This window comes from Mesorhizobium sp. M0243 (assembly GCF_040321775.1).
Lineage (GTDB): Bacteria > Pseudomonadota > Alphaproteobacteria > Rhizobiales > Rhizobiaceae > Mesorhizobium.
The window spans coordinates 116,101-135,242 of the sequence record NZ_JAMYSF010000018.1 but is presented as its reverse complement, the minus strand read 5'-3'; the positions used below and the strand labels follow the sequence as shown (position 1 = coordinate 135,242).

Sequence of the window (19,142 nt, the reverse complement as noted above, 5' to 3'; positions counted from 1 at the left end):
CCGGAATTTATTGCAATGTCCCACCCCTCATTGCGACGATAGCGGCTGCTTCGACAAACATTAGTCTTCTCCAGACAATTCGTCGTAGACGGAGGGTGGCAAGGTGTTGCGCGCCTGCCCCCTCAGTTCAATTCCGAGTTCGGCCCGAAGCCGTGCCGCGGTCTCCAGCGGCGTCTCGCGGCTGCGCCTGCGCTGCAGTGCCTCTTGCATACCGACCACGCCGGCGGGGCGCTTCTGACCTTCAGATCCGGTGGGCATTCAAGGCGTCTCCTCCAAGGTCGCTATGTAATGCACCCGGCTGCCGCTCGCGTACATGATGAAGTGCTTGTTGCCAAAGCGGTCGTTTTTGACAGTGAGCGACGTAGTGAAGCGCGGAGCGTTTCGTGGCAATGGGGTCGTGGCGACGGGTGGCAGATGGCTCGCGGCTAGCCGCGATAGAAGCACGACTAATTGCCCTTCGGCCAGCGACTTCTCTGGGATGGAATCCTCCCATTGATCGGGCGCCCCGTGGCGTACAATCTTCCAAACTCGCGCCAAGTCTCCGGCCCCTGCTTTCCGCGAAGCATATAGGTGCTTTTGCATATTTCAAATTTCAAACTGAGACACTCCCGGTTTCTTGTCTCTGTTCCTTGTAGTCTGCTCCAAGGCCCAATGGCCTCTTGATCCTCTCACCGCTCTCGTCCATAAGCGCGCCGTCGCAAGACTTTCGCCGCGCGCGGTTTCCAGCCGCGTGATTGGCTCCGAAAAGTCTGCAACTTTTCGGAATCACACTTATACGGCCCTCCACAAGCCATGAGGACAATCATGACCGCCTTCAAGCCACTCGTCTTTTCCGGTGTCCAGCCGACCGGCAATCTGCACCTCGGCAACTATCTCGGCGCCATCAAGAAATTCGTCGCCCTGCAGGACACCTCCGATTGCATCTATTGCGTCGTCGACCTGCATTCGCTGACAGCTCAACTCGTTCATGAAGACCTAGCCGACCAGACGCGGTCGATCACCGCTGCGTTCCTGGCCTCGGGCATCGACCCGAAGAAGCACATCGTCTTCAATCAGTCGCGGGTCATGCAGCATGCGGAGCTCGCCTGGATCTTCAATTGCGTGGCGCGCATCGGCTGGATGAACCGCATGACGCAGTTCAAGGACAAGGCCGGCAAGGACCGCGAGAACGCGTCGCTCGGCCTGCTAGCCTATCCTTCGCTGATGGCTGCCGACATCCTGCTCTACCGTGCCACCCACGTGCCGGTGGGCGAGGACCAAAAGCAGCATCTGGAACTCACACGCGACATCGCGCAGAAATTCAACAACGACTTCTCCGACCGCATCGCGGCCCTTGGCATCGGCGTCGAGATGCAGGTCGGCGAAGAGACCGTGAACGGCTATTTCCCGCTGACCGAGCCGGTCATCGGTGGGCCGGCGGCGCGCATCATGTCGCTGCGCGACGGCTCCAAGAAAATGTCCAAATCGGACCCGTCGGATTTGTCGCGCATCAACCTGACCGACGATGCCGATGACATCTCGAAGAAGATTCGCAAGGCCAAAACCGACCCGGAAGCGTTGCCGAGCGAGCTGGACGGCCTGGCCGGCCGGCCCGAGGCGGAGAACCTGGTCGGCATCTATGCGGGTCTCGCCGAGATGTCGAAGGCGGATGTACTCAAGGAATTCGCCGGCCAGCAGTTTTCCGTGTTCAAGCCGGCCTTGGCCGATCTTGCAGTGGAAAAACTGGCGCCGATCGCCAGCGAGATGCGCCGCATTTCGGATGACCGCGCCTATGTCGACGCGGTGCTCAAGGATGGCGGCGAGCGCGCCGGCGTGCTGGCCGAAGCGACGATGAAGACGGTGCGCGACATTATCGGCCTGCTGCAGGGCTGATCGCGACATCGGGTGCACTGGCACAAGGCCGGCGGCTTGCCGCCGGTCCCCCGCAGTGGCAGATTGCGGCCGCACGACACCGAGTAGATAGACATGGTCTCCAAACGCCTCAGCCGCGAAGCCGGCCATCGCAGGAAATTCCTGACGATCATCGACGACACGCCGGAATGCGAGCGCGCCGTCGCCTATGCCTCGAAACGGGCGCAGAGCACCAGCGGCACGCTGGTGCTGCTCTATGTCATCGTGCCGGACGATTTCCAGCATTGGCTGGGTGTCGAGAAGATCATGCGCGAGGAAGCCAACGCCACGGCGCGCGCCGCACTCGACAGCTATGCCAACAAGGTGCGCCAGAAGCTCGGCATCGAGCCCGAGATGGTGGTGCGCGAAGGCAAGCCGACGGAAGAGATCCACAAATTGATCGAGGAAGACCAGGACATCGCCATCCTGGTGCTGGCCGCCGGTGCGGGCAAGGAAGGCCCGGGGCCGCTGGTCGGCGCCGTGGCCGGCAAGGGTGCCGCCTTCCCGATCCCGGTGACTGTCGTGCCGCAGAACCTGTCGGACGAGGAAATAGACAGCCTGGCCTGAGATTTTGCTCTTCAGGTGATGCCGCTCCGATTTTGGGCGCGAAAAAACATTCCGCCAGCCAGCCGTTCCGGCGATGCGTTTCGCTTGAATGTCCATCCAATTGAGCCTATTTAGAATTGTTCCAAACTAGATGCCCAAACGGGCACGGAGACGGCCATGTTCATCCAGACCGAATCGACGCCAAACCCGGCGACGCTGAAATTCCTGCCCGGCAAGGAAGTGCTTCTGGAAGGCACCGCCGATTTCCGCGATGCCGACAGCGCCGCCGTCGCCTCGCCGCTGGCCGGCCGGCTGTTCGAAATTCCTGGCGTCACCGGCGTTTTCTTCGGCTATGACTTCATCACCGTGACCAAGGATGGCCCCGACTGGCAGCATCTGAAGCCGGCGATCCTCGGCGCCATCATGGAGCATTTCATGTCCGGCGCGCCTGTCATGGCCAAGGCTGGCCCGGCCGCAGAGACCAGCCAGACCGGTGAGTTCTACGACAAGGCCGACGAGGAGCTGGTCATCACCATCAAGGAACTGCTCGATACACGGGTGCGCCCGGCGGTCGCCCAGGATGGAGGCGACATCACCTTCCGCGGCTTCGAGAACGGCACGGTGTTCCTGCACATGAAGGGCGCCTGCGCCGGCTGCCCGTCCTCGACGGCGACGCTGAAGCACGGCATCCAGAACCTTCTGCGCCATTTCGTGCCGGAAGTGCAGCAGGTCGAGCAGGTCTCGTAGAGACCTCCTTCTCGAGGCATTAGAGGCAAACAACAAAAAACCGGGCCGAATTGCCCGGTTTTCTGCTTGGGACGTCCGTTGTTGCCTAGACGGTCCGCGTACGAAAACTGCCTCTAGAGAACGATGACCTTGGCGCCGACCGAGGCGCGGTCATAGAGGTCGATAATGTCCTGATTCATTAGGCGGATGCAGCCAGACGACATAGCCTTGCCGATCGAATTCCATTCCGGGCTGCCATGCAGGCGATAGCCCGAATCGCCGCCCTTGTTGAACAGGTACATGGCGCGCGCGCCGAGCGGGTTCTTCAGGCCCGGCTCCATGCCGCCGGCAAACTTTTCCAATTCCGGCTGGCGCTGGATCATCTGCCTCGGCGGTGTCCAGGTCGGCCATTCGCGCTTGAGCGCAATGTGGGCGGTGCCATGCCACTCGAAGCCCTCGCGGCCGACGCCGATGCCGTAGCGAATGGCCCTGCCGTCGCCCTCGATGAAGTAGAGGAACTTGTTCTGCGTATCGACTATGATCGTGCCCGGCTTTTCCGGGCTGTCGTAGTTCACTTCCTGCCGATGGTACTTCATCGGCACTTTCTCGATCGGGATCCGCGGCAGCTGATAACCGGCGTCGGTGACCGCGCCGTAGTCGTTGGAGAAGATCTGCGAGCCGATGGTGCTGCAACCGGCGATAGCAGTGGAGAGCGCCAGTGCGGCGATGATTGCAAACGACTTCATGCGCATCAGGTGATCCGGTGCCCCGCCCAACTTCGGCGGCACGAGTCGGCCGCTCTCTCATCGTCATTCATGCTGGCATTTGCTTTGCTTGCCAAGCGCGCGATGCCTATATGCCTGCCTTGACGTACCGGTAAGCGTATCACTATGGCATTTTGGCAACAGGACTCACAGGATTGTGAAGCAAATTCAAGGGGCCTGCTCCATGGGCTCCTGGAAATCGAGGAGAACCGTCATGAATGTCGGTGACGCCGCCCACCGCTCCGGCCTGCCGGCCAAGACTATCCGCTACTATGAAGAGATCGGCCTGATCGCCCCGGCGCGGGCCGCCAACGGCTACCGCGATTATTCCGGAGACGACATCCATCGGCTGGCCTTCCTGCGCCGCGCGCGCAATCTGGGCTTTTCCATCGACGATTGCCGCCAGTTGATGGCGCTTTACCAGGATCGCAGCCGCGCCAGCCACAACGTGCGCGAAATCGCCGCCGCCCATGTCACGGCGATCGAGGAGAAAGTGCGCGAGTTGCAGTCGATGCGCTCGACGCTGCAGAAACTGATCCATGCCTGCCACGGCGACGAAAGGCCGGATTGTCCGATCCTTGATGACATGGCGGGAGCGGCGTTGCTCAGCGACAGGGGCACCTCTGCGGCTGCATAATGACCCTACGTCGACGAGGCCCGACGCCTGGTCGACTCCTGCCGGGAGGACGTCCACAAATGGTCTCGATGAGCGTCGAACTGCGCAATATGGGGGGCACGCAGGCGGCCATGGGCTGGGCCGGCGGCCACACGATCATCGTCGACCGGCCCGAAGGCAAGGCCGGCGGCATGGGCCTGGGCTTCAATGGCGGCCAGCTGCTCGCCCTGGCGATCGGCGGCTGCTTCTGCAACGACCTTCGCTACGTTGCCGAGGAAATGGGCATAACGCTCAACAAGATCGCCGTGACCGTGACGCTGAGCCTCGAAGGCAAGCCTTTGCTCGCGACTTCGTCAACCATGACGGTTTCCTGCACGACGCTGGACGGCTCCGACCCGGCGGAGATCATCACAAGGGCCGCGGCGATTTCCACGGTCAGCAACTCCCTGCGCCAGGGCGTGCCGGTGAGCATCGAAACGGACGCAACGGCGACCGGCTTGTCGGAGGAATGATCCCCGGGAACAGGCGCATTTGGCCGCGTGGATTGTCAGAGATCGCTAAATAGGCCCACCGCCGGCACAGCAGAGCGATTGATCCAATTTTCTTCGGCATCTGGGCGCGTCAATCTGACGCGCTATGTCTTCCCTTGTTGCAATGATCAACGATGGAGATTGGCATGGATCGGCGATTGTTTCTGACTAGAATGCTTGGGCTGGCAGGGGCTGCGACCGTCGTCGCAATCGCGCGTCCTGCCACCGCCTTGGCCGGCATCCCCAATACGGGGCCGGGCATTCTCGATGAGCTCGACAAACCGTCCGACGACATTCTCGACCCGGATGGTCCCGATGTCCAGGACGGCGTCGAGTTCGTGCGGCACCGCAGGTGGCACCGCCGCCGTCGTCGACGCGGGTGGAGGCGGGTTTGCCGTCGCTATTGGCGCCACGGTTCCTGGCGCCGCAGGTGTTTCCGCAGATCCTTCTGGATCCACTTCTGACGAGACCTGCAACGCGAAGGTCCCGGAGTCCGGCGCCTTCGCTATCGCTGCAGGCTTGAACCCAATCGGTAAAAAAGGCCCGCCGCCCCTCGGCAGCGGGCAGGTCCTGGAGTGCCGGGGGATCAACCCGGCATGGGTCAACGAACGGGTCACCGGTTGGTTGCAGGGATCGGCCCGGTAGCCTTCCTTTGGATGGACCGCCACCGGGCCTGACCGGAGCGGGGTGTATTGGGGGAGCCCCGGCTGCTTCGAAAATATCACCTTTCACTTATATTCGCTCTAGCTAATTAACAGGAGCGACGCAGCCCGGAGTGTAGCTGGGTGGGCCTCATCGGACAGGCGCGCGCCCTTGCAATCGACGAGACTCTGCGCCGCTCGCGGCGAGGCACGATCACGGGAAAGTGAACGTGACGCCATCGTAGCGTTCTGATCATTAGATGCCTCCCGCCACTGGAGGTTCATCGAATGCCAGCTTATGCCATTCTTGCCCTGGCTATTGTCGGTGAGGTCATCGCGACCAGCGCGATAAGGCCTCGGAAGGCTTCACCAGGCTTGGCCCGTCGATGTTGGTGCTGCTCGGTTACGCCACGGCGTTTTTCTTTCTGTCCCAGGTGCTGGACCGCATACCGGTCGGCGTTGCCTATGCAGTATGGGCGGGCGGCGGCATTGTTCTGGTCGCGCTGGTCGCTTGGATTGTCTACGGGCAACGGCCCGACGTGGCAGGTTTTGTCGGCATGGGCCTGATCTTGGCTGGAGTGCTGGTTTTAAACCTGCTGTCCAAAACGGGCGTTCGTTGAGGTCCGACAACTACACGATCGCCTACATAAAGGCGGTTATATATTTGACAGGCCTAACGCCAAAATGGCCGGCGCAGGTTGCCGGATGAATGATGATCCGCGCCGGCCACTGCGGCTTCTTTGAGGGGTTGCCGCCTGCCGGGAGCTAGAGCGCGCGAATTGGCCGGCAATTGAGGCCCAGCCGCTTGGTTAAAAATGTACAGTGAATCCTTATTGAAGCCACCTCACAGCGTATTAAAATCCCAAGGTCACCGGCTACGGGTTAACGGCGCACCGGTGATTGAGAGTAACGCTAAGCTCCCGCCCTTATGGATGGGAGGTTGGCCATGTCTCAGTTCGATAGCTCGGTATCGGCTTTTGACTGCGATATTTTGCGCAGCGCGTTCATAAAAATCGTCATCCAGAAGAACATTCCAGAGGACAAATGGCGGGCCGAGGCCGAGCTTTTGATCCGGGAGTATACGGATAGCGACGACATTGAGCCCGGTTTAGCGGAATGGATCGCGCGGAAGTAGCCCGCGATGAAAGAGTGGAAGCCCGACGATTACCTGAAAGCGCCCACATAAAACAGGTTCAAACCGTGAACAGAATCTGGCATGGTGCCTGGCATGCCGATCATCTCCCCCATCCCCATCAATCCTCTCATCGACGGCCGCCAGTCCGAACGCGCCATGCTGGTGCGGCGCGGCGTACAGCGGCTGCTCATGGATATGGGCGCACATGTGTTGCCCGAGCTGTCGCTGGCCACGGGCCGCCGCGCCGACCTCGTCGCGCTGACCCGGCAGGGCGATATCTGGATAATCGAGATCAAATCCTCGATCGAGGATTTCAGGGTCGACCGCAAATGGCCCGACTACCGGCTGCATTCCGACCGCTTCTTCTTCGCCACCCATCCCGGCGTGCCCTCGGAAATCTTTCCGCAGGAATGCGGCTTCATCCTTTCCGACGGCTATGGCGCCGAGATCCTGCGCGATGCGCCCGAGCACCGCATGGCAGCGGCAACGCGCAAGGCGCTGATGCTGCGGGTCGCGCGGGCCGGCGCTTCGCGGCTGCTGGCGGCAGAGCTTGCCGGCGTGTCGGTGCCGGCGCTGGAGGGTGAGAGCGAGTAACGGCCCGTCCTTCAGTCTATGACCGGCTCTGCTCTTCATCGTCCTCCACGCCACCCTTGGCGGGCGCCATGAGCAGCACGGCAGCACCCAGAATGGCGGCGATGAAGGAGCCGGCGAGGATGCCGACCTTGACCGCGTCCTGCAGCGCCACGTCGCCGGCGAAGGCGAGCAGGCCGATGAACAGGCTCATGGTGAAGCCGATGCCGCACAGCAGCGATATGCCGATCATGTGCGTCCAGCCGGCATTGGCGGGCAGGTCGGCAAGACCGAGCCGGATCGCAAGTGCCGAGGAGCCGAACACGCCGACCAGCTTGCCAACCACCAGGCCGGCGGCGACACCCAGCGTCAACGGCTCGATCAGCGCACTGACGCTGAGGCCGGCCAGCGAAACGCCGGCATTGGCAAAGCCGAAGATCGGGATGACGACGAAGGCCACAATCTTGTGCAGGCCGTGCTCGAGCCGGTGCAGCGGCGAATGGTCGAGATCGTGGCCGATGCCGGCGGAGCGCTCAAGCGGGATGGTCAGCGCCAGCGCCACGCCGGCGAGCGTGGCATGGACGCCGGATTTCAGCACCAGCATCCACAAGATGACGCCGAGCACGAGATAGGGAACCAGCGTCATCACCCGCATGCGGTTGAGCACGACAAGCGCGGCAATGACGGCGAAGGCAGCACCCAGATAAGCCAGCGACAGGCCGCTGGTGTAGAAGATGGCGATGATGATGACGGCACCGAGGTCGTCGATGATCGCCAGTGCTGTGAGGAACACCTTCAGCGAAGCCGGCACGCGGCTGCCGAGCAGCGACAGCACGCCGAGCGCGAAAGCGATGTCGGTGGCGGTCGGGATCGCCCAACCGGACAGGGCGGCCGCATTGTTGCGGTTGACGGCCACATAGACGAGTGCGGGAACCACCATGCCGCCGGCGGCTGCAATGCCGGGCAGCACGCGCCGGGGCCAGGTGGAGAGCTGGCCGTCCAGCATCTCGCGCTTGATCTCCAGTCCGACGAGCAGGAAGAACACCGCCATCAGCCCGTCATTGACCCAATGCGAGACGCTGAGCGGGCCGAGATAGGCGTGGAGCGCGGAGAAATAGGTTTCGGCGAGCGGCGAATTGGCGACGATCAGGGCCAGTGCCGCCGCCACCATCAGGATGATGCCGCCAGCCGCTTCACTATCGAGGAATTCGCGGAAGACGGAAACCGGCCGATGCTTCAAGTCCTGCATGTCGCCTCCGTCATGCCGTCTGTTTTGGCGGGCTTCGATCCCGCAAGATGGCAAACGGCGGCCTTAACGCGGCGCCCGCTTGGCCAGTATGCGCTGCAAGGTGCGTCGGTGCATGTTGAGCCGGCGCGCTGTCTCGGAGACGTTGCGCTCGCACATCTCATAGACGCGCTGGATATGCTCCCATCGAACGCGGTCGGCTGACATCGGGTTTTCCGGCGGCGCCGCGCGCTCGCCGGCGGTGCGGGTGAGTGCCGCGAAGATATCATCGGCGTCGGCGGGCTTGGAGAGATAATCGACCGCACCGAGCTTCACCGCGGTCACCGCGGTGGCGATGTTGCCGTAGCCGGTCAGGATGATGGTGCGGGAATCCTCGCGCTTTTCGCGGATGGCCGCGACCACGTCGAGGCCGTTGCCGTCGCCGAGCCGCATGTCGACCACGGCGTAGGCGGGTGGATTGGCGCGCGCCTTGGCAACCGCCTCCTCGACGCTCTCGGCCGTCTCGACCACGAAGCCTCTAGCTTCCATGGCGCGGGCCAGACGCGTGAGGAACGGCTTGTCGTCATCGACGACAAGCAGCGAGGTGTCCTCGCCTTCAACCATTGCGCCAATATTCTCGTCGCCTGTCATAGTCTCAAAATTCCTGCTGCCTTAATTTTACGCAAATATAGTTCCTGAGCCTCCTTGTCCAATTTTTAGAGGTCCTTCAAGGCTCTCAGGCGGTGTCGAACATGCTGGCCGAAGTGATTTCCGGATTGAGGAACACACCACGCGGCCACGATATCTGGACCATGGCGCCCTCGCCCAGGCCGCTCGAATTGCGGAAATCGAGCACGGCACCAGAGCGTTCGAGCAGGGTCTTGGCGATGAACAGGCCGAGGCCCAGACCGCCGCCGGTTTCATTGCCCTGGCGCGTCGACATATAGGGCTCGCCGATGCGGTCGATGATCTCGGCCGGAAAGCCGGGGCCGTCATCGATGATCGAGAAGGTGACGGTGGCCTCGTCCCAGCTCCAGCGCACGGTGACGCTTTTGCGGGCAAAATCGACGGCGTTCTCGACCAAGTTGCCGAGGCCGTAGATGACGCCCGGATTGCGTCGCCCGACCGGCTCGGGGCCGATGCGTTCGCCGGGCCGAAGCTTGATCGAGATGCCGAAGTCCCGGTGCGGCGCGGTGACCTCCTCGACCAGCGAAGTCAATGGCAACCGCGAAAGATGCGCCTCGCCCTCGGAGGACAGGCTGGTCAGCCGCTTGAGAATCTCGCGGCAACGCTCGCTCTGCGAACGCAACAGCGTCACGTCTTCCCCGTATTTCGGATCCTTGCCGAGCGCCTTTTCCATCTCCTTGGCGACAAGCGCGATGGTGGCGAGCGGCGTGCCGAGCTCGTGCGCGGCCGCGGCGGCCAGCCCGTCGAGTGCCGAAAGGTGCTGCTCGCGCTGCAGCACGAGCTCGGTTGCGGCGAGCGCATTGGCAAGAAGCCGGGCTTCGGCGGCCACCCGGAAGGCGTATATGGCGGTGAAGGCGATCGAGGACAGCACCGCCATCCACATGCCGGCGACATAGAGAAAAGGCATCGCCAGCGGCGCGTCCTCATGCCAGGGCAGCGGCAGATGGACAAAGACCAGAAAGGTCGCCGCCGACATGACCAGCCCACCGAGGATGGCGGTCAGGCGCAGGGGCAGCGATGTCGCCGAAATGACGACAGGCACGGTCATCAGCAGCGAGAACGGGTTGGTGAGGCCGCCGGTCATGTAGAGCAGGCCGGCAAGCTGCAGGCTGTCGAAGATGAGGATGCCGAAGGCCGCAAGCGGCGTGAGCCGGTGCGCCGCCGGAAAGCGAAAGGCGAGAAACAGGTTCATCCAGGCCGAACAGGCGATTAGGGCAAAGCAGAGGCTGACCGGCAGTGGAAACTTCAGCCCATAGGCGACGACGAGCACCGTCAGGCTCTGACCGACAATGGCAAGCCAGCGCAACCGGATCAGCGTGTTGAGGCGCAGTCTCTGGCTCTGCTGGAAATCGGGCGAACGCAAAACGTTGATCATGGCCATGAATTACAGCCGTAGGACCAGGAACGCTAGGTCCCGCGCGGTTTGGCGCGGGCGGTGGCGGCGGCGAGCAGCGGGTTTTCCGGCCAGACATGCTTGGGATAGCGGCCGCGCATGTCGGCGCGCACATCGGCCCAGGAGCCGCGCCAGAAGCCGGGCAGGTCGCGCGTCGTCTGGATTGGCCGGTGCGCCGGCGACAGGAGTTCGAGCGTCAGCGGCACGGCGCCATTGGCGATCGAAGGATGGCGGTCGAGGCCGAACAGCTCCTGCACGCGAACCGCCAGCACCGGCCATTCGCCGTCATAGCGGATCGGCACATGGCTGCCCGACGGGGCATCGAAATGGGTCGGCGCCAGCGTATCGATCCTGCGCTGCAGATCATGCGGCACGAGGCTGGTCAGTCCGGCCGAGACAACGCCCGCATCGATGGCGGCAAACGATGCCGCGCCGGCGAGGTAAGGCAGCAGCCAGTCGTCGAGGCGCTCGATGAGGGCGGCATCCGCCATGTCGGGCCAGGGCGCGCCAAGGCCGCGATGCAGCCAGCCAAGCCGCTGGCGCAGCGTTTGCGCCTCCTTGCTCCAATTCAGCAGCGACAGCCCGTGCTGGCGCACCGCATCGAGGACGGCGCGATCAGCGTCAGCACCGATTGGCGGCGGCAGCATGCGCTCGGCAAGCGTGATGGCGCCAAGGCGCACTGTTTCGCGGACGCGCACGGCGCGCTTGTCGCGGTCGAAGCTCGTTTCACGGCGGACCTCGATCCTGTCCGCCAGCGCAGCGCGGACATCGTCCTCGCCGATCGCCGCCGCCGCCGTGATGCGCGCATTCTGTGCCTTGCCCTGCAAGTCGGCGACGACCAGAAACGGCTCGCCCGCCAGCGGATCGCCGGCGTCGAGCATGGCGCCGGAGCCGTTGGCCAGCACGAAACGGCCACGCTCGCCACGCGCCTTCGCCACCCGATCCGGCCAGGCGTGGACGAGCAGGGGACCGGCTGACTTACCCTCCCCCTTGTGGGGAGGGTCGGCGAGCGCGCCTTGCGCAGCAAGGCGAGGGAGACGGGGTGGGAGTGCAGCGCTCGGCCTACCCCCACCCCGCTCCGCTTCGCGGATCGACCCTCCCCACAAGGGGGAGGGTGAAGAGGTGCCGGCCTGCCGCGCCAGCCGTTCGGCGAGCTGCTTGGCGGCGGTAGCGCGCGGAGATCTTTCCCCACGAAAGCGCATCAGCCGTCGCTCCAGATCGGCGCCGTCGCCACCAAGACCGCGTTCGGTGAGCAGCACCGCAAGCATCGCCGCTTCGAAGGCATGGCCGCTGCCGGCTGCCTCGGCAACCATGTGCGCCAACCGCACCGGCAGAGCGAGCTTGCGCATCGCTGCACCCGCCTCCGTCAGGCGGCCCGTCTCGTCGACGGCATCCAGCGCGCGCAGCAGTGCCCTTGCCTCACTAAGGGCCGGAACAGGCGGCGGATCGAGAAAGGCGAGCCCTGCCGGATCGGCAACGCCAAAGGCAGCGCAATCGAGCAGCAGTCCGGACAGATCGGCCTCGAGGATTTCCGGCGGCGTGAAAGCGGGAAGTGCAGCCGTCTGCTCGGCCCGCCACAGCCGGATGGCGACGCCAGCCTGCGTGCGCCCGGCACGGCCGGCGCGCTGGTCGGCGGAAGCCTTGCTGACACGCACGGTTTCCAGCCGGGTGAGGCCGCTGGCCGGCTCATAGCGCGGCAGGCGCGACAGGCCGGAATCGATGACGACGCGCACACCGTCGATGGTGATCGAGGTTTCGGCGATCGAGGTGGCCAGCACCACCTTGCGGCGGCCTGAAGGCGCCGGCTTGATCGCGGCGTCCTGCGCCTTGCCGTCGAGCATGCCGTAGAGCGGCACGATGTCGGTTTCAGTGCCGACCTTGCCGGCCAGCCGCTCGGCGGTTCGCTCGATCTCGCGTTGGCCGGGCAGGAAGGCAAGCACGCTGCCGATCTCGTCGGCAAGGGCTGTGCGGATCGCCTTGGCCATCGCGTCCTCGATGGCAATGCCGGTAGGGCGCTCGTCGTAGCGGATGTCGACAGGAAAGGCGCGCCCCTCGCTCTCGATCACCGGCGCACCCGACAGCAGTTTCGCGACCCGCGCGCCGTCGAGCGTTGCCGACATCACAGCCAAGCGCAGGTCCGGCCGCAGCGCACCCTGCACGTCGAGCGCCAGTGCGAGCCCAAAATCGCCATCGAGCGAACGCTCGTGGAATTCGTCGAAAATGACAGCCGAAACGCCGGGCAATTCGGGATCGTCGAGGATCATGCGCGCCAGCACGCCTTCGGTGACGACTACGATCCTGGTCTTTGCCGAAATGCGGTTTTCCATGCGCATGGCATAGCCGACGGTGGCGCCAGGTTCCTCACCAAGCAATTCAGCCATCCGGCGGGCGGCGGCGCGGGCGGCGAGGCGGCGCGGTTCAAGCAGGATGATCTTGCCGGCGCCGAGCCAAGGCGCGTCAAGCAGCGCCAGCGGCACCAGCGTCGTCTTGCCGGCGCCCGGCGGCGCCACCAGCACGGCGCTGTTGCCATGGCCGAGCGCTTCCCTCAGCGCCGGCAGCACGGCAGATACAGGAAGCTCCGGCAGGGGTTTTGTGGTCATGGCGCCCGCATATCAGCGGTTGTGGCCACGGCGCAACCAGAGACGGTTCAAAGCCGGGTGCGCGAAAACGGGTTCCAGCGCACGGTGCCCAGCCGCGCTTCCTCCCGCACCATGGTCAACAGGCCGGCGCCGCCAACGACCGCCAGACCAACCAGCGACAGCCCGTCCGGATATTCCTGGAAGAACAACGCGCCGAGGACCACCGCCCAGGCGATCTGCGAATAATGCGTCGGCGCAACGCGGTTGGCGGGCGCGTATTTCATGGCCAGCAGTTGAAGGAATTGTCCACCTGCGGTGAAGGCTCCGGCCATTGCCAGCCACAGCAACTGCTTTCCGCTGGGAACAGTGAAGGCGGTGGCGGCGGCACCGATGCCGTTGAACAGCAGGCCGCAACCGACCAGCACGCCGAGCATGGTGGTGCGCTTTTCCTGCTGCGCCAGCGAGCGCATCAGGATGACGCTGATGGCGGCGAGGAAGGCAACGCCGAAGGCGGCAAGATGGCCGAGATTGAGCTCGCGAAAGCCAGGCCGCACCACCAGCATGACACCGGCAAAACCGGCGACCACCGCCAGCCAGCGCCAGGGGCCGACCTTCTCCTTGAGGATCACCGTGGAGAGGATGGTGACGCAGAGCGGCGCCAGGAAGATCAGCGCATAGGACTCGGCCAGCGGAATGGTGGTGAAGGCGTAGACGCTGAGCACGCCGGAAGCGATACCCGCCCAGGCGCGCGCCTGCACCGCCCATGGCCTTTTGGTGCGCCAGAAATCGCGCCAGCGTTCGCCCGCAGGTCGCGTGAAGAATAGGAAGAAGCCCGCGAACAAGGTTATGAAAAAGCCGATCTCGAAGATCGTGAGCTGACCGCCCAGGCTTTTGACAACGGCATCGCTGCCCGAATAGCTTGCGTAGGCGATCAGGGCGAGCAGGATTCCGTTCGTCACGTTGTTCCAGTTCCGGGGAGAGAGTGATTTGAAAATCCTAGCGCTCGGTGCGCATCCGGACGACATCGAGATCTTCATGTTCGGTACGATGGCCGCCTATGCCGCGCAAGGCGCAGAGCTCACTTTTGCCATGGCCACGGATGGTGCCAGGGGCGGCACGAGTGATCCCGCTGTTCTCGCTCGTGTCCGTCGCGATGAAGCAACGGCCGCGGCTGCGCTGGTAGGCGCAATGCCACGCTTCCTCGACTTCCCGGACGGCGAGTTGGTGGCCGATGCAGCGCTGATCGGAGCTCTGAAAGCACTGATTGGTCAAACCGGCCCGGATCTGGTGATCACGCATGCGCCCAACGACTATCACGCCGACCATCGCGCGCTGTCGGACGGCGTGCGCATCGCGGCGTCTTTCGCCGTCCCGGTGCTGCATGCCGACACGATGGGCGGCACCGGTTTTTCGCCGACGCACTACGTCGACATTTCCGGGTATGCCGACGTCAAAGCTGAGGCGATCCGAATGCATCAGTCGCAGGATCCCGACCGCTTCGTCGACATCGCGCGGACACAGAACGCCTTTCGCGCCGGCCAGTGCAACAGCGCGCAAGGCTCATCGGCCGAAGCGTTCCGTTTCGAACCGTCGTTCCCGTTCGCCGATATCCGCGCGCTGCTGCCGCCGGCGCCGCCAATCCGCAAGGTGATGGTGAGCACCAGAAGGGTGGATTGAAAACCGAGGCTGCCCCACGTCCTGGTCAGAATCGGCCTGAAGAGCTTCGGTAGGCCGACCAGCGACCCGCGCTTTTCCCAAGGTTTTCAGACATCGCCATAAGCATGCTGCGGCGCAGCAACGAATTCGCTTGCCTTGTTTAGTAAAAATTGCATCACTAAACAAATTACTAAACATCCGCAGCGTGACCGCGCCGCCATGTTTGGGCCCCTGAGGAGAGGGGTTGAGGGCTTTTTGAAACCGTCATCCGGGCGCGTTTCGCAAATGGGAGGAAGTCATGAAATCGAGCTTGAAACTGGCGTTGGGACTGACCTCGGCGATCACAGCGTCGACAGCCGTCTCGAATGTCGCGCACGCTGAAGACCTGACGCTGTGCTGGGCCGCTTGGGACCCGGCCAACGCGCTTGTCGAACTGTCCAAGGATTTTACCAAGGAAACCGGCATCGGCATGAAATTCGAGTTCGTGCCGTGGACCAATTATGCAGACCGTTTCCTCAACGAGCTGAATTCGCACGGCAAATTGTGCGACCTGATCATCGGCGACAGCCAGTGGATCGGCGGTTCGGCCGAGAACGGCCACTACGTCAAGCTGAACGACTTCTTCGACAAGGAGAAGATCAGCATGGACGACTTCGTGCCGGCAACCGTCGTCGGCTATTCGGAATGGCCGAAGAACACGCCGAACTACTGGGCGCTGCCAGCCATGGGCGACGTCGTCGGCTGGACCTATCGCAAGGACTGGTTCTCCAAGCCGGAGCTGCAGAAGGAATTCAAGGAGAAGTACGGCTGGGATCTCGGTCCGCCGACCACCTTCGACCAGTTGAAGCAGGTCGCCGAGTTCTTCCAGAAGCGCGAGATTGACGGCAAGACCGTCTACGGCGCCTCGATCTATACCGAGCGCGGCTCGGAAGGCATCACCATGGGCGCCATGGACGTGCTCTACAGCTACGGCTTCCAGTACGAAAACCCGAAGAAGCCCTACGAGATGGAAGGCTTCGTCAACTCCGACAAGTCGGTGAAGGGCCTGGAATTCTACAAGGCGCTTTATGATTGCTGTACCCCTCCGGGCGCGTCGAACAGCTACATGGGCGAAGGCGTCGATGCCTTCAAATCCGGCCAGGTGGCGATGCACATGAACTTCGCCTTCACATGGCCGGGCCTGCAGAAGGACGAGAATGTCGGCGGCGACAAGATCGGCTACTTCGTCAACCCGAAGGGTCCCGACGGTGAGCAGTTCGCCCAGCTCGGCGGCCAGGGCATCTCGGTAGTGTCCTATTCCGACAAGCAGGAGGCGGCGCTGAAATACATCAAGTGGTTCGCCAACAAGGACGTGCAGGCCAAATGGTGGTCCCTCGGCGGCTATTCCTGCCTCAACGCGGTGGTCAAGGATCCGAAGTTCCCGGCCAGCCAGCCCTACGCGCAGACCTTCCTCGACTCGATGGCCATCGTGAAGGACTTCTGGGCCGAGCCGAGCTACGCACCGCTGCTGCAGGCTTCGCAGAAACGCTTCCATGACTATGTCGTGGCCGGCCAGGGCTCGGCCAAGGATGCGCTCGACGGCCTGGTCAAGGACTGGACGCAGGTCTTCCAGGACGACGGCAAGATGTAACCCCGGCTCCTCCCGAGCTAGGGCCCTAGCGTCCCGTGCCGCCCTTGGCACGGGACGCAGTTCAGATAAATTCCATGACAGAGACGACCAAGTGACCGAAGCAGGACTCACCATGCTCAATCGGACTGCGGAGAACGTTGCCCGGGCGACCCCGGAACCGTTGGCCGGCAAGGTCCGGGGCATCAGCGACAAGGGCCTCGCCTGGCTGTTCATCTCGCCGACGATCCTGTTGCTGCTGGCCATCAACATCTTTCCGCTGTTCTGGGCGATCTATCTGTCGTTCACCAACTATCGGGCCAACCGGCCGAACGAGGTGGTGAAGAATCTCGGCTTCGCCAACTACCAGCGCATCCTCGGCGACAAGGATATCTGGATCGCCATGCAGACGACGGCGCATTTCGTGTTCTGGACCATCCTGTTGCAGACGCTGATCGGCTTCACGCTGGCCTGGCTGATCGACAGGAAGTTTCGCGGCCATGCCTTCTGGACGACGCTGATCCTGGTGCCGATGATGCTGTCGCCGGCGGTGGTCGGCAATTTCTGGCGCTTCCTCTACGAGCCGCAGATCGGCCTGTTCGCCTACGCCATCTCCTTCGTCACGAGGATCCCGCCAACCGATATCCAGATGCTCTCCAACGTGTCGCTGGCGCCGTGGTCGATCATCATCGTCGACACGTGGATGTGGACGCCCTACGTGATGCTGATCTGCCTCGCCGGCTTACGCTCGATCCCCGAATACATCTACGAGGCGGCCGAGGTCGACCGCGCCTCCAACTGGCGGCAGTTCTGGTCGATCACGCTGCCGATGGCGCTGCCCTTCATCATGCTGGCGGTGCTGTTTCGCGGCATCGAGAACTTCAAGATGTTCGACATGGTCAACCTCTTGACCGGCGGTGGGCCGGGCTCGACCACCGAGGTCGCCTCGATCACGCTGAAGCGGCAGGCTTTTGAGAGCTGGCGCACCGGCTACTCCTCGGCCTTCGCCATCATCCTGTTCGTCGCGGTGTTCGGGCTGGCCAACATCTACGTCAAGGCGCTCAACAAGGTGAAGCAGAGATGAGCCTGACCACTGCCCACTCGGTCGTCGCACCGTCCACGAATTCGAAGCGCATCGCCGGCACGATCATCGTGCTCTACGCGCTGATCTCGATCGTGCCGCTGCTGTGGATCTTCGCCACCAGCTTCAAGACGCCGCCGGATTCGATCGCCTATCCGCCCAAGATCCTGTTCCAGCCCAGCCTCGAAGGCTACTGCAATCTGTTCACGACGCGGACGCGGCAGACGCCGGAATACATCAACTCGCTGGGTCCCGCGACGGGCTTCTGCGACGAGACCACGCGCAAGCGCAACATGGTGATCGCCGGCCCGTCCAACTTCCTGCCGCGCTTCGTCAATTCGCTGATCATCGCCTTCGGTTCGACCTTCTGCGCCGTGTTCCTCGGCACGCTGTCTGCCTATGGCTTCTCGCGCTTCAAGGTGCCGCTCGCCGACGACCTTTTGTTCTTCATCCTGTCGACGCGCTTAGCCGCCGATCGCTGTCGCCATTCCGATCTACCTGATGTACCGCGAGCTTGGCTTGTCGGACACGGCGCTCGGCATGATCCTGCTCTACACGGCAGTCAATGTGTCGCTGGCTGTATGGCTGCTGAAAGGCTTCATCGATGAGATCCCGCGCGAATATGAGGAGGCGGCGATGATCGACGGCTATACGCGGCTGCAGGCCTTCTGGCGCACAGTGCTGCCGCAGGCGACGACCGGCATTGCCGCGACCGCCATCTTCTGCCTGATCTTCGCCTGGAACGAGTATGCCTTCGCAGCGCTTCTGACCTCCGGCACGGCGCAGACCGCGCCGCCCTTCATCCCGACCATCATCGGCGAAGGCGGCCAGGACTGGCCGGCGGTCGCAGCCGGCACGACGATCTTCCTGGTGCCGATCCTGGTCTTCACCATCCTGCTTCGCAAGCAATTGCTGCGCGGCATCACCTTCGGCGCGGTGCGCAAATGATTGATGTGGGAATAAGAGGCCGCCGGTGTCACCGTTTACCCTCTCCTCGTTCACGGCTACGGGATCGACACATTTGCGAACGCTTAGCATTTAGCGAGAGCGTGCATGGCAAGCAGGCACGTGTATCGTCTCGCGCCGCGTCCGGTCGACCCCCACACCCTCGAGCTTCGCTCGCCACCACAACCCCCCAAGCCGGGGTATAGGAAGGGCGCGAACTTAATTCAGCCAGGCTCCCTTCCTCTCCCTCCGGAGGGGGGAGAGGTGGCGCTGCGAAGCAGCGACGGAGTGGGGGAACCACCTGGCAGCCATCTCTCCCTTTGGACGTGGAAAAGGAAGGCTACGTATGACGCGCGCCGCCATCTCCAGGAAATCATCATGGCCTCGCTGGGCACGGCGCGGGCTGATGGAAAACATCGCGACGGCGCTGATCGCCATCGGCTTCCTGATGCTATTCCAGCCCTTCGTGCTGTCGCTCTACACCTACTCCTTCATCACCATGCTCGCCGGCACCGTGATGTTCATCATCGTCTCGAAATTCCCGGAATAATC

At 63.2% G+C, this 19,142-nt stretch carries 18 protein-coding genes and 2 pseudogenes; 13 read left to right on the top strand and 7 right to left on the bottom strand.

Annotated elements, in window-relative coordinates; all coding sequences use genetic code 11:
* Positions 1 to 60 precede the first annotated feature (60 nt).
* Positions 61 to 258 (bottom strand): hypothetical protein, encoded by a 198-nt coding sequence (locus tag NKJ11_RS22440; protein ID WP_050592693.1) that lies wholly within the window; start codon positions 256 to 258, stop codon positions 61 to 63.
* A 546-nt stretch (positions 259 to 804) separates the two neighbouring features.
* Between NKJ11_RS22440 and trpS the strand changes: the two genes are divergently transcribed.
* From trpS to NKJ11_RS22425, 3 genes are all read left to right on the top strand, one after another.
* Positions 805 to 1,872: a tryptophan--tRNA ligase gene (gene trpS, locus NKJ11_RS22435; protein ID WP_023811632.1), complete on the top strand. Its 1,068-nt coding sequence runs from the start codon at positions 805 to 807 to the stop codon at positions 1,870 to 1,872.
* 93 nt (positions 1,873 to 1,965) lie between these two features.
* Positions 1,966 to 2,457 carry a universal stress protein gene (locus NKJ11_RS22430; RefSeq protein WP_013528063.1) on the top strand — a complete coding sequence of 164 codons (492 nt, stop codon included), beginning with the start codon at positions 1,966 to 1,968 and terminating at the stop codon, positions 2,455 to 2,457.
* A 156-nt stretch (positions 2,458 to 2,613) separates the two neighbouring features.
* Positions 2,614 to 3,183, top strand: coding sequence for a NifU family protein (locus NKJ11_RS22425; RefSeq protein WP_023811631.1), 570 nt, complete (start codon positions 2,614 to 2,616; stop codon positions 3,181 to 3,183).
* 113 nt (positions 3,184 to 3,296) lie between these two features.
* On the opposite strand, the gene NKJ11_RS22420 is transcribed toward NKJ11_RS22425, so the two are convergent.
* On the bottom strand, positions 3,297 to 3,914 hold the full coding sequence (locus tag NKJ11_RS22420; protein ID WP_013528066.1) for a L,D-transpeptidase: 618 nt from the start codon (positions 3,912 to 3,914) through the stop codon (positions 3,297 to 3,299).
* 226 nt (positions 3,915 to 4,140) lie between these two features.
* Between NKJ11_RS22420 and cueR the strand changes: the two genes are divergently transcribed.
* From cueR to NKJ11_RS22395, 5 genes and pseudogenes are all read left to right on the top strand, one after another.
* Positions 4,141 to 4,563, top strand: a complete 423-nt coding sequence (cueR, locus tag NKJ11_RS22415; protein ID WP_023811630.1) for a Cu(I)-responsive transcriptional regulator — start codon at positions 4,141 to 4,143, stop codon at positions 4,561 to 4,563.
* Between the two features lie 59 nt (positions 4,564 to 4,622).
* Positions 4,623 to 5,054, top strand: a complete 432-nt coding sequence (locus NKJ11_RS22410; RefSeq protein WP_352794283.1) for an OsmC family protein — start codon at positions 4,623 to 4,625, stop codon at positions 5,052 to 5,054.
* A gap of 947 nt (positions 5,055 to 6,001) precedes the next feature.
* Positions 6,002 to 6,333, top strand: a pseudogene (locus tag NKJ11_RS22405) (SMR family transporter).
* A gap of 326 nt (positions 6,334 to 6,659) precedes the next feature.
* On the top strand, positions 6,660 to 6,848 hold the full coding sequence (locus tag NKJ11_RS22400; protein ID WP_127289952.1) for a hypothetical protein: 189 nt from the start codon (positions 6,660 to 6,662) through the stop codon (positions 6,846 to 6,848).
* 93 nt (positions 6,849 to 6,941) lie between these two features.
* Positions 6,942 to 7,442 (top strand): MmcB family DNA repair protein, encoded by a 501-nt coding sequence (locus tag NKJ11_RS22395; protein ID WP_023811626.1) that lies wholly within the window; start codon positions 6,942 to 6,944, stop codon positions 7,440 to 7,442.
* A gap of 16 nt (positions 7,443 to 7,458) precedes the next feature.
* Here NKJ11_RS22395 and nhaA read toward each other — a convergent pair whose 3' ends face one another.
* From nhaA to NKJ11_RS22370, 5 genes are all read right to left on the bottom strand, one after another.
* Complete coding sequence (gene nhaA / locus NKJ11_RS22390; protein WP_352613501.1) at positions 7,459 to 8,667, bottom strand: Na+/H+ antiporter NhaA; 1,209 nt, start codon at positions 8,665 to 8,667, stop codon at positions 7,459 to 7,461.
* Positions 8,668 to 8,730: 63 nt separating this feature from the next.
* A complete protein-coding gene (locus tag NKJ11_RS22385; protein ID WP_013528072.1) occupies positions 8,731 to 9,294 on the bottom strand; it encodes an ActR/PrrA/RegA family redox response regulator transcription factor in 564 nt (187 codons plus the stop codon).
* Positions 9,295 to 9,379: 85 nt separating this feature from the next.
* Positions 9,380 to 10,711 (bottom strand): ActS/PrrB/RegB family redox-sensitive histidine kinase, encoded by a 1,332-nt coding sequence (locus tag NKJ11_RS22380; protein ID WP_128302879.1) that lies wholly within the window; start codon positions 10,709 to 10,711, stop codon positions 9,380 to 9,382.
* Positions 10,712 to 10,737: 26 nt separating this feature from the next.
* Positions 10,738 to 13,323: an ATP-dependent helicase HrpB gene (gene hrpB, locus NKJ11_RS22375; RefSeq protein ID WP_128302878.1), complete on the bottom strand. Its 2,586-nt coding sequence runs from the start codon at positions 13,321 to 13,323 to the stop codon at positions 10,738 to 10,740.
* Positions 13,324 to 13,370: 47 nt separating this feature from the next.
* A complete protein-coding gene (locus tag NKJ11_RS22370; protein WP_023811623.1) occupies positions 13,371 to 14,261 on the bottom strand; it encodes a DMT family transporter in 891 nt (296 codons plus the stop codon).
* Positions 14,262 to 14,289: 28 nt separating this feature from the next.
* On the opposite strand from NKJ11_RS22370, the gene NKJ11_RS22365 reads away from it, so the two are divergent.
* The 5 genes and pseudogenes from NKJ11_RS22365 (at position 14,290) to NKJ11_RS22345 (ending at position 19,140) form a co-directional block, all read left to right on the top strand.
* Positions 14,290 to 14,979 carry a PIG-L deacetylase family protein gene (locus NKJ11_RS22365; RefSeq protein WP_023811622.1) on the top strand — a complete coding sequence of 230 codons (690 nt, stop codon included), beginning with the start codon at positions 14,290 to 14,292 and terminating at the stop codon, positions 14,977 to 14,979.
* A gap of 277 nt (positions 14,980 to 15,256) precedes the next feature.
* Entirely contained in the window at positions 15,257 to 16,588 is a 1,332-nt protein-coding gene (locus NKJ11_RS22360) for an ABC transporter substrate-binding protein (protein ID WP_023811621.1), read from the top strand.
* A gap of 112 nt (positions 16,589 to 16,700) precedes the next feature.
* A complete protein-coding gene (locus tag NKJ11_RS22355; protein WP_023811620.1) occupies positions 16,701 to 17,648 on the top strand; it encodes a carbohydrate ABC transporter permease in 948 nt (315 codons plus the stop codon).
* A pseudogene (locus NKJ11_RS22350) lies at positions 17,645 to 18,593 on the top strand (carbohydrate ABC transporter permease). The gene NKJ11_RS22355 and the pseudogene NKJ11_RS22350 overlap by 4 nt, the downstream one beginning before the upstream one ends.
* A gap of 343 nt (positions 18,594 to 18,936) precedes the next feature.
* A complete protein-coding gene (locus NKJ11_RS22345; protein WP_352751755.1) occupies positions 18,937 to 19,140 on the top strand; it encodes a hypothetical protein in 204 nt (67 codons plus the stop codon).
* Positions 19,141 to 19,142: the final 2 nt, after the last annotated feature.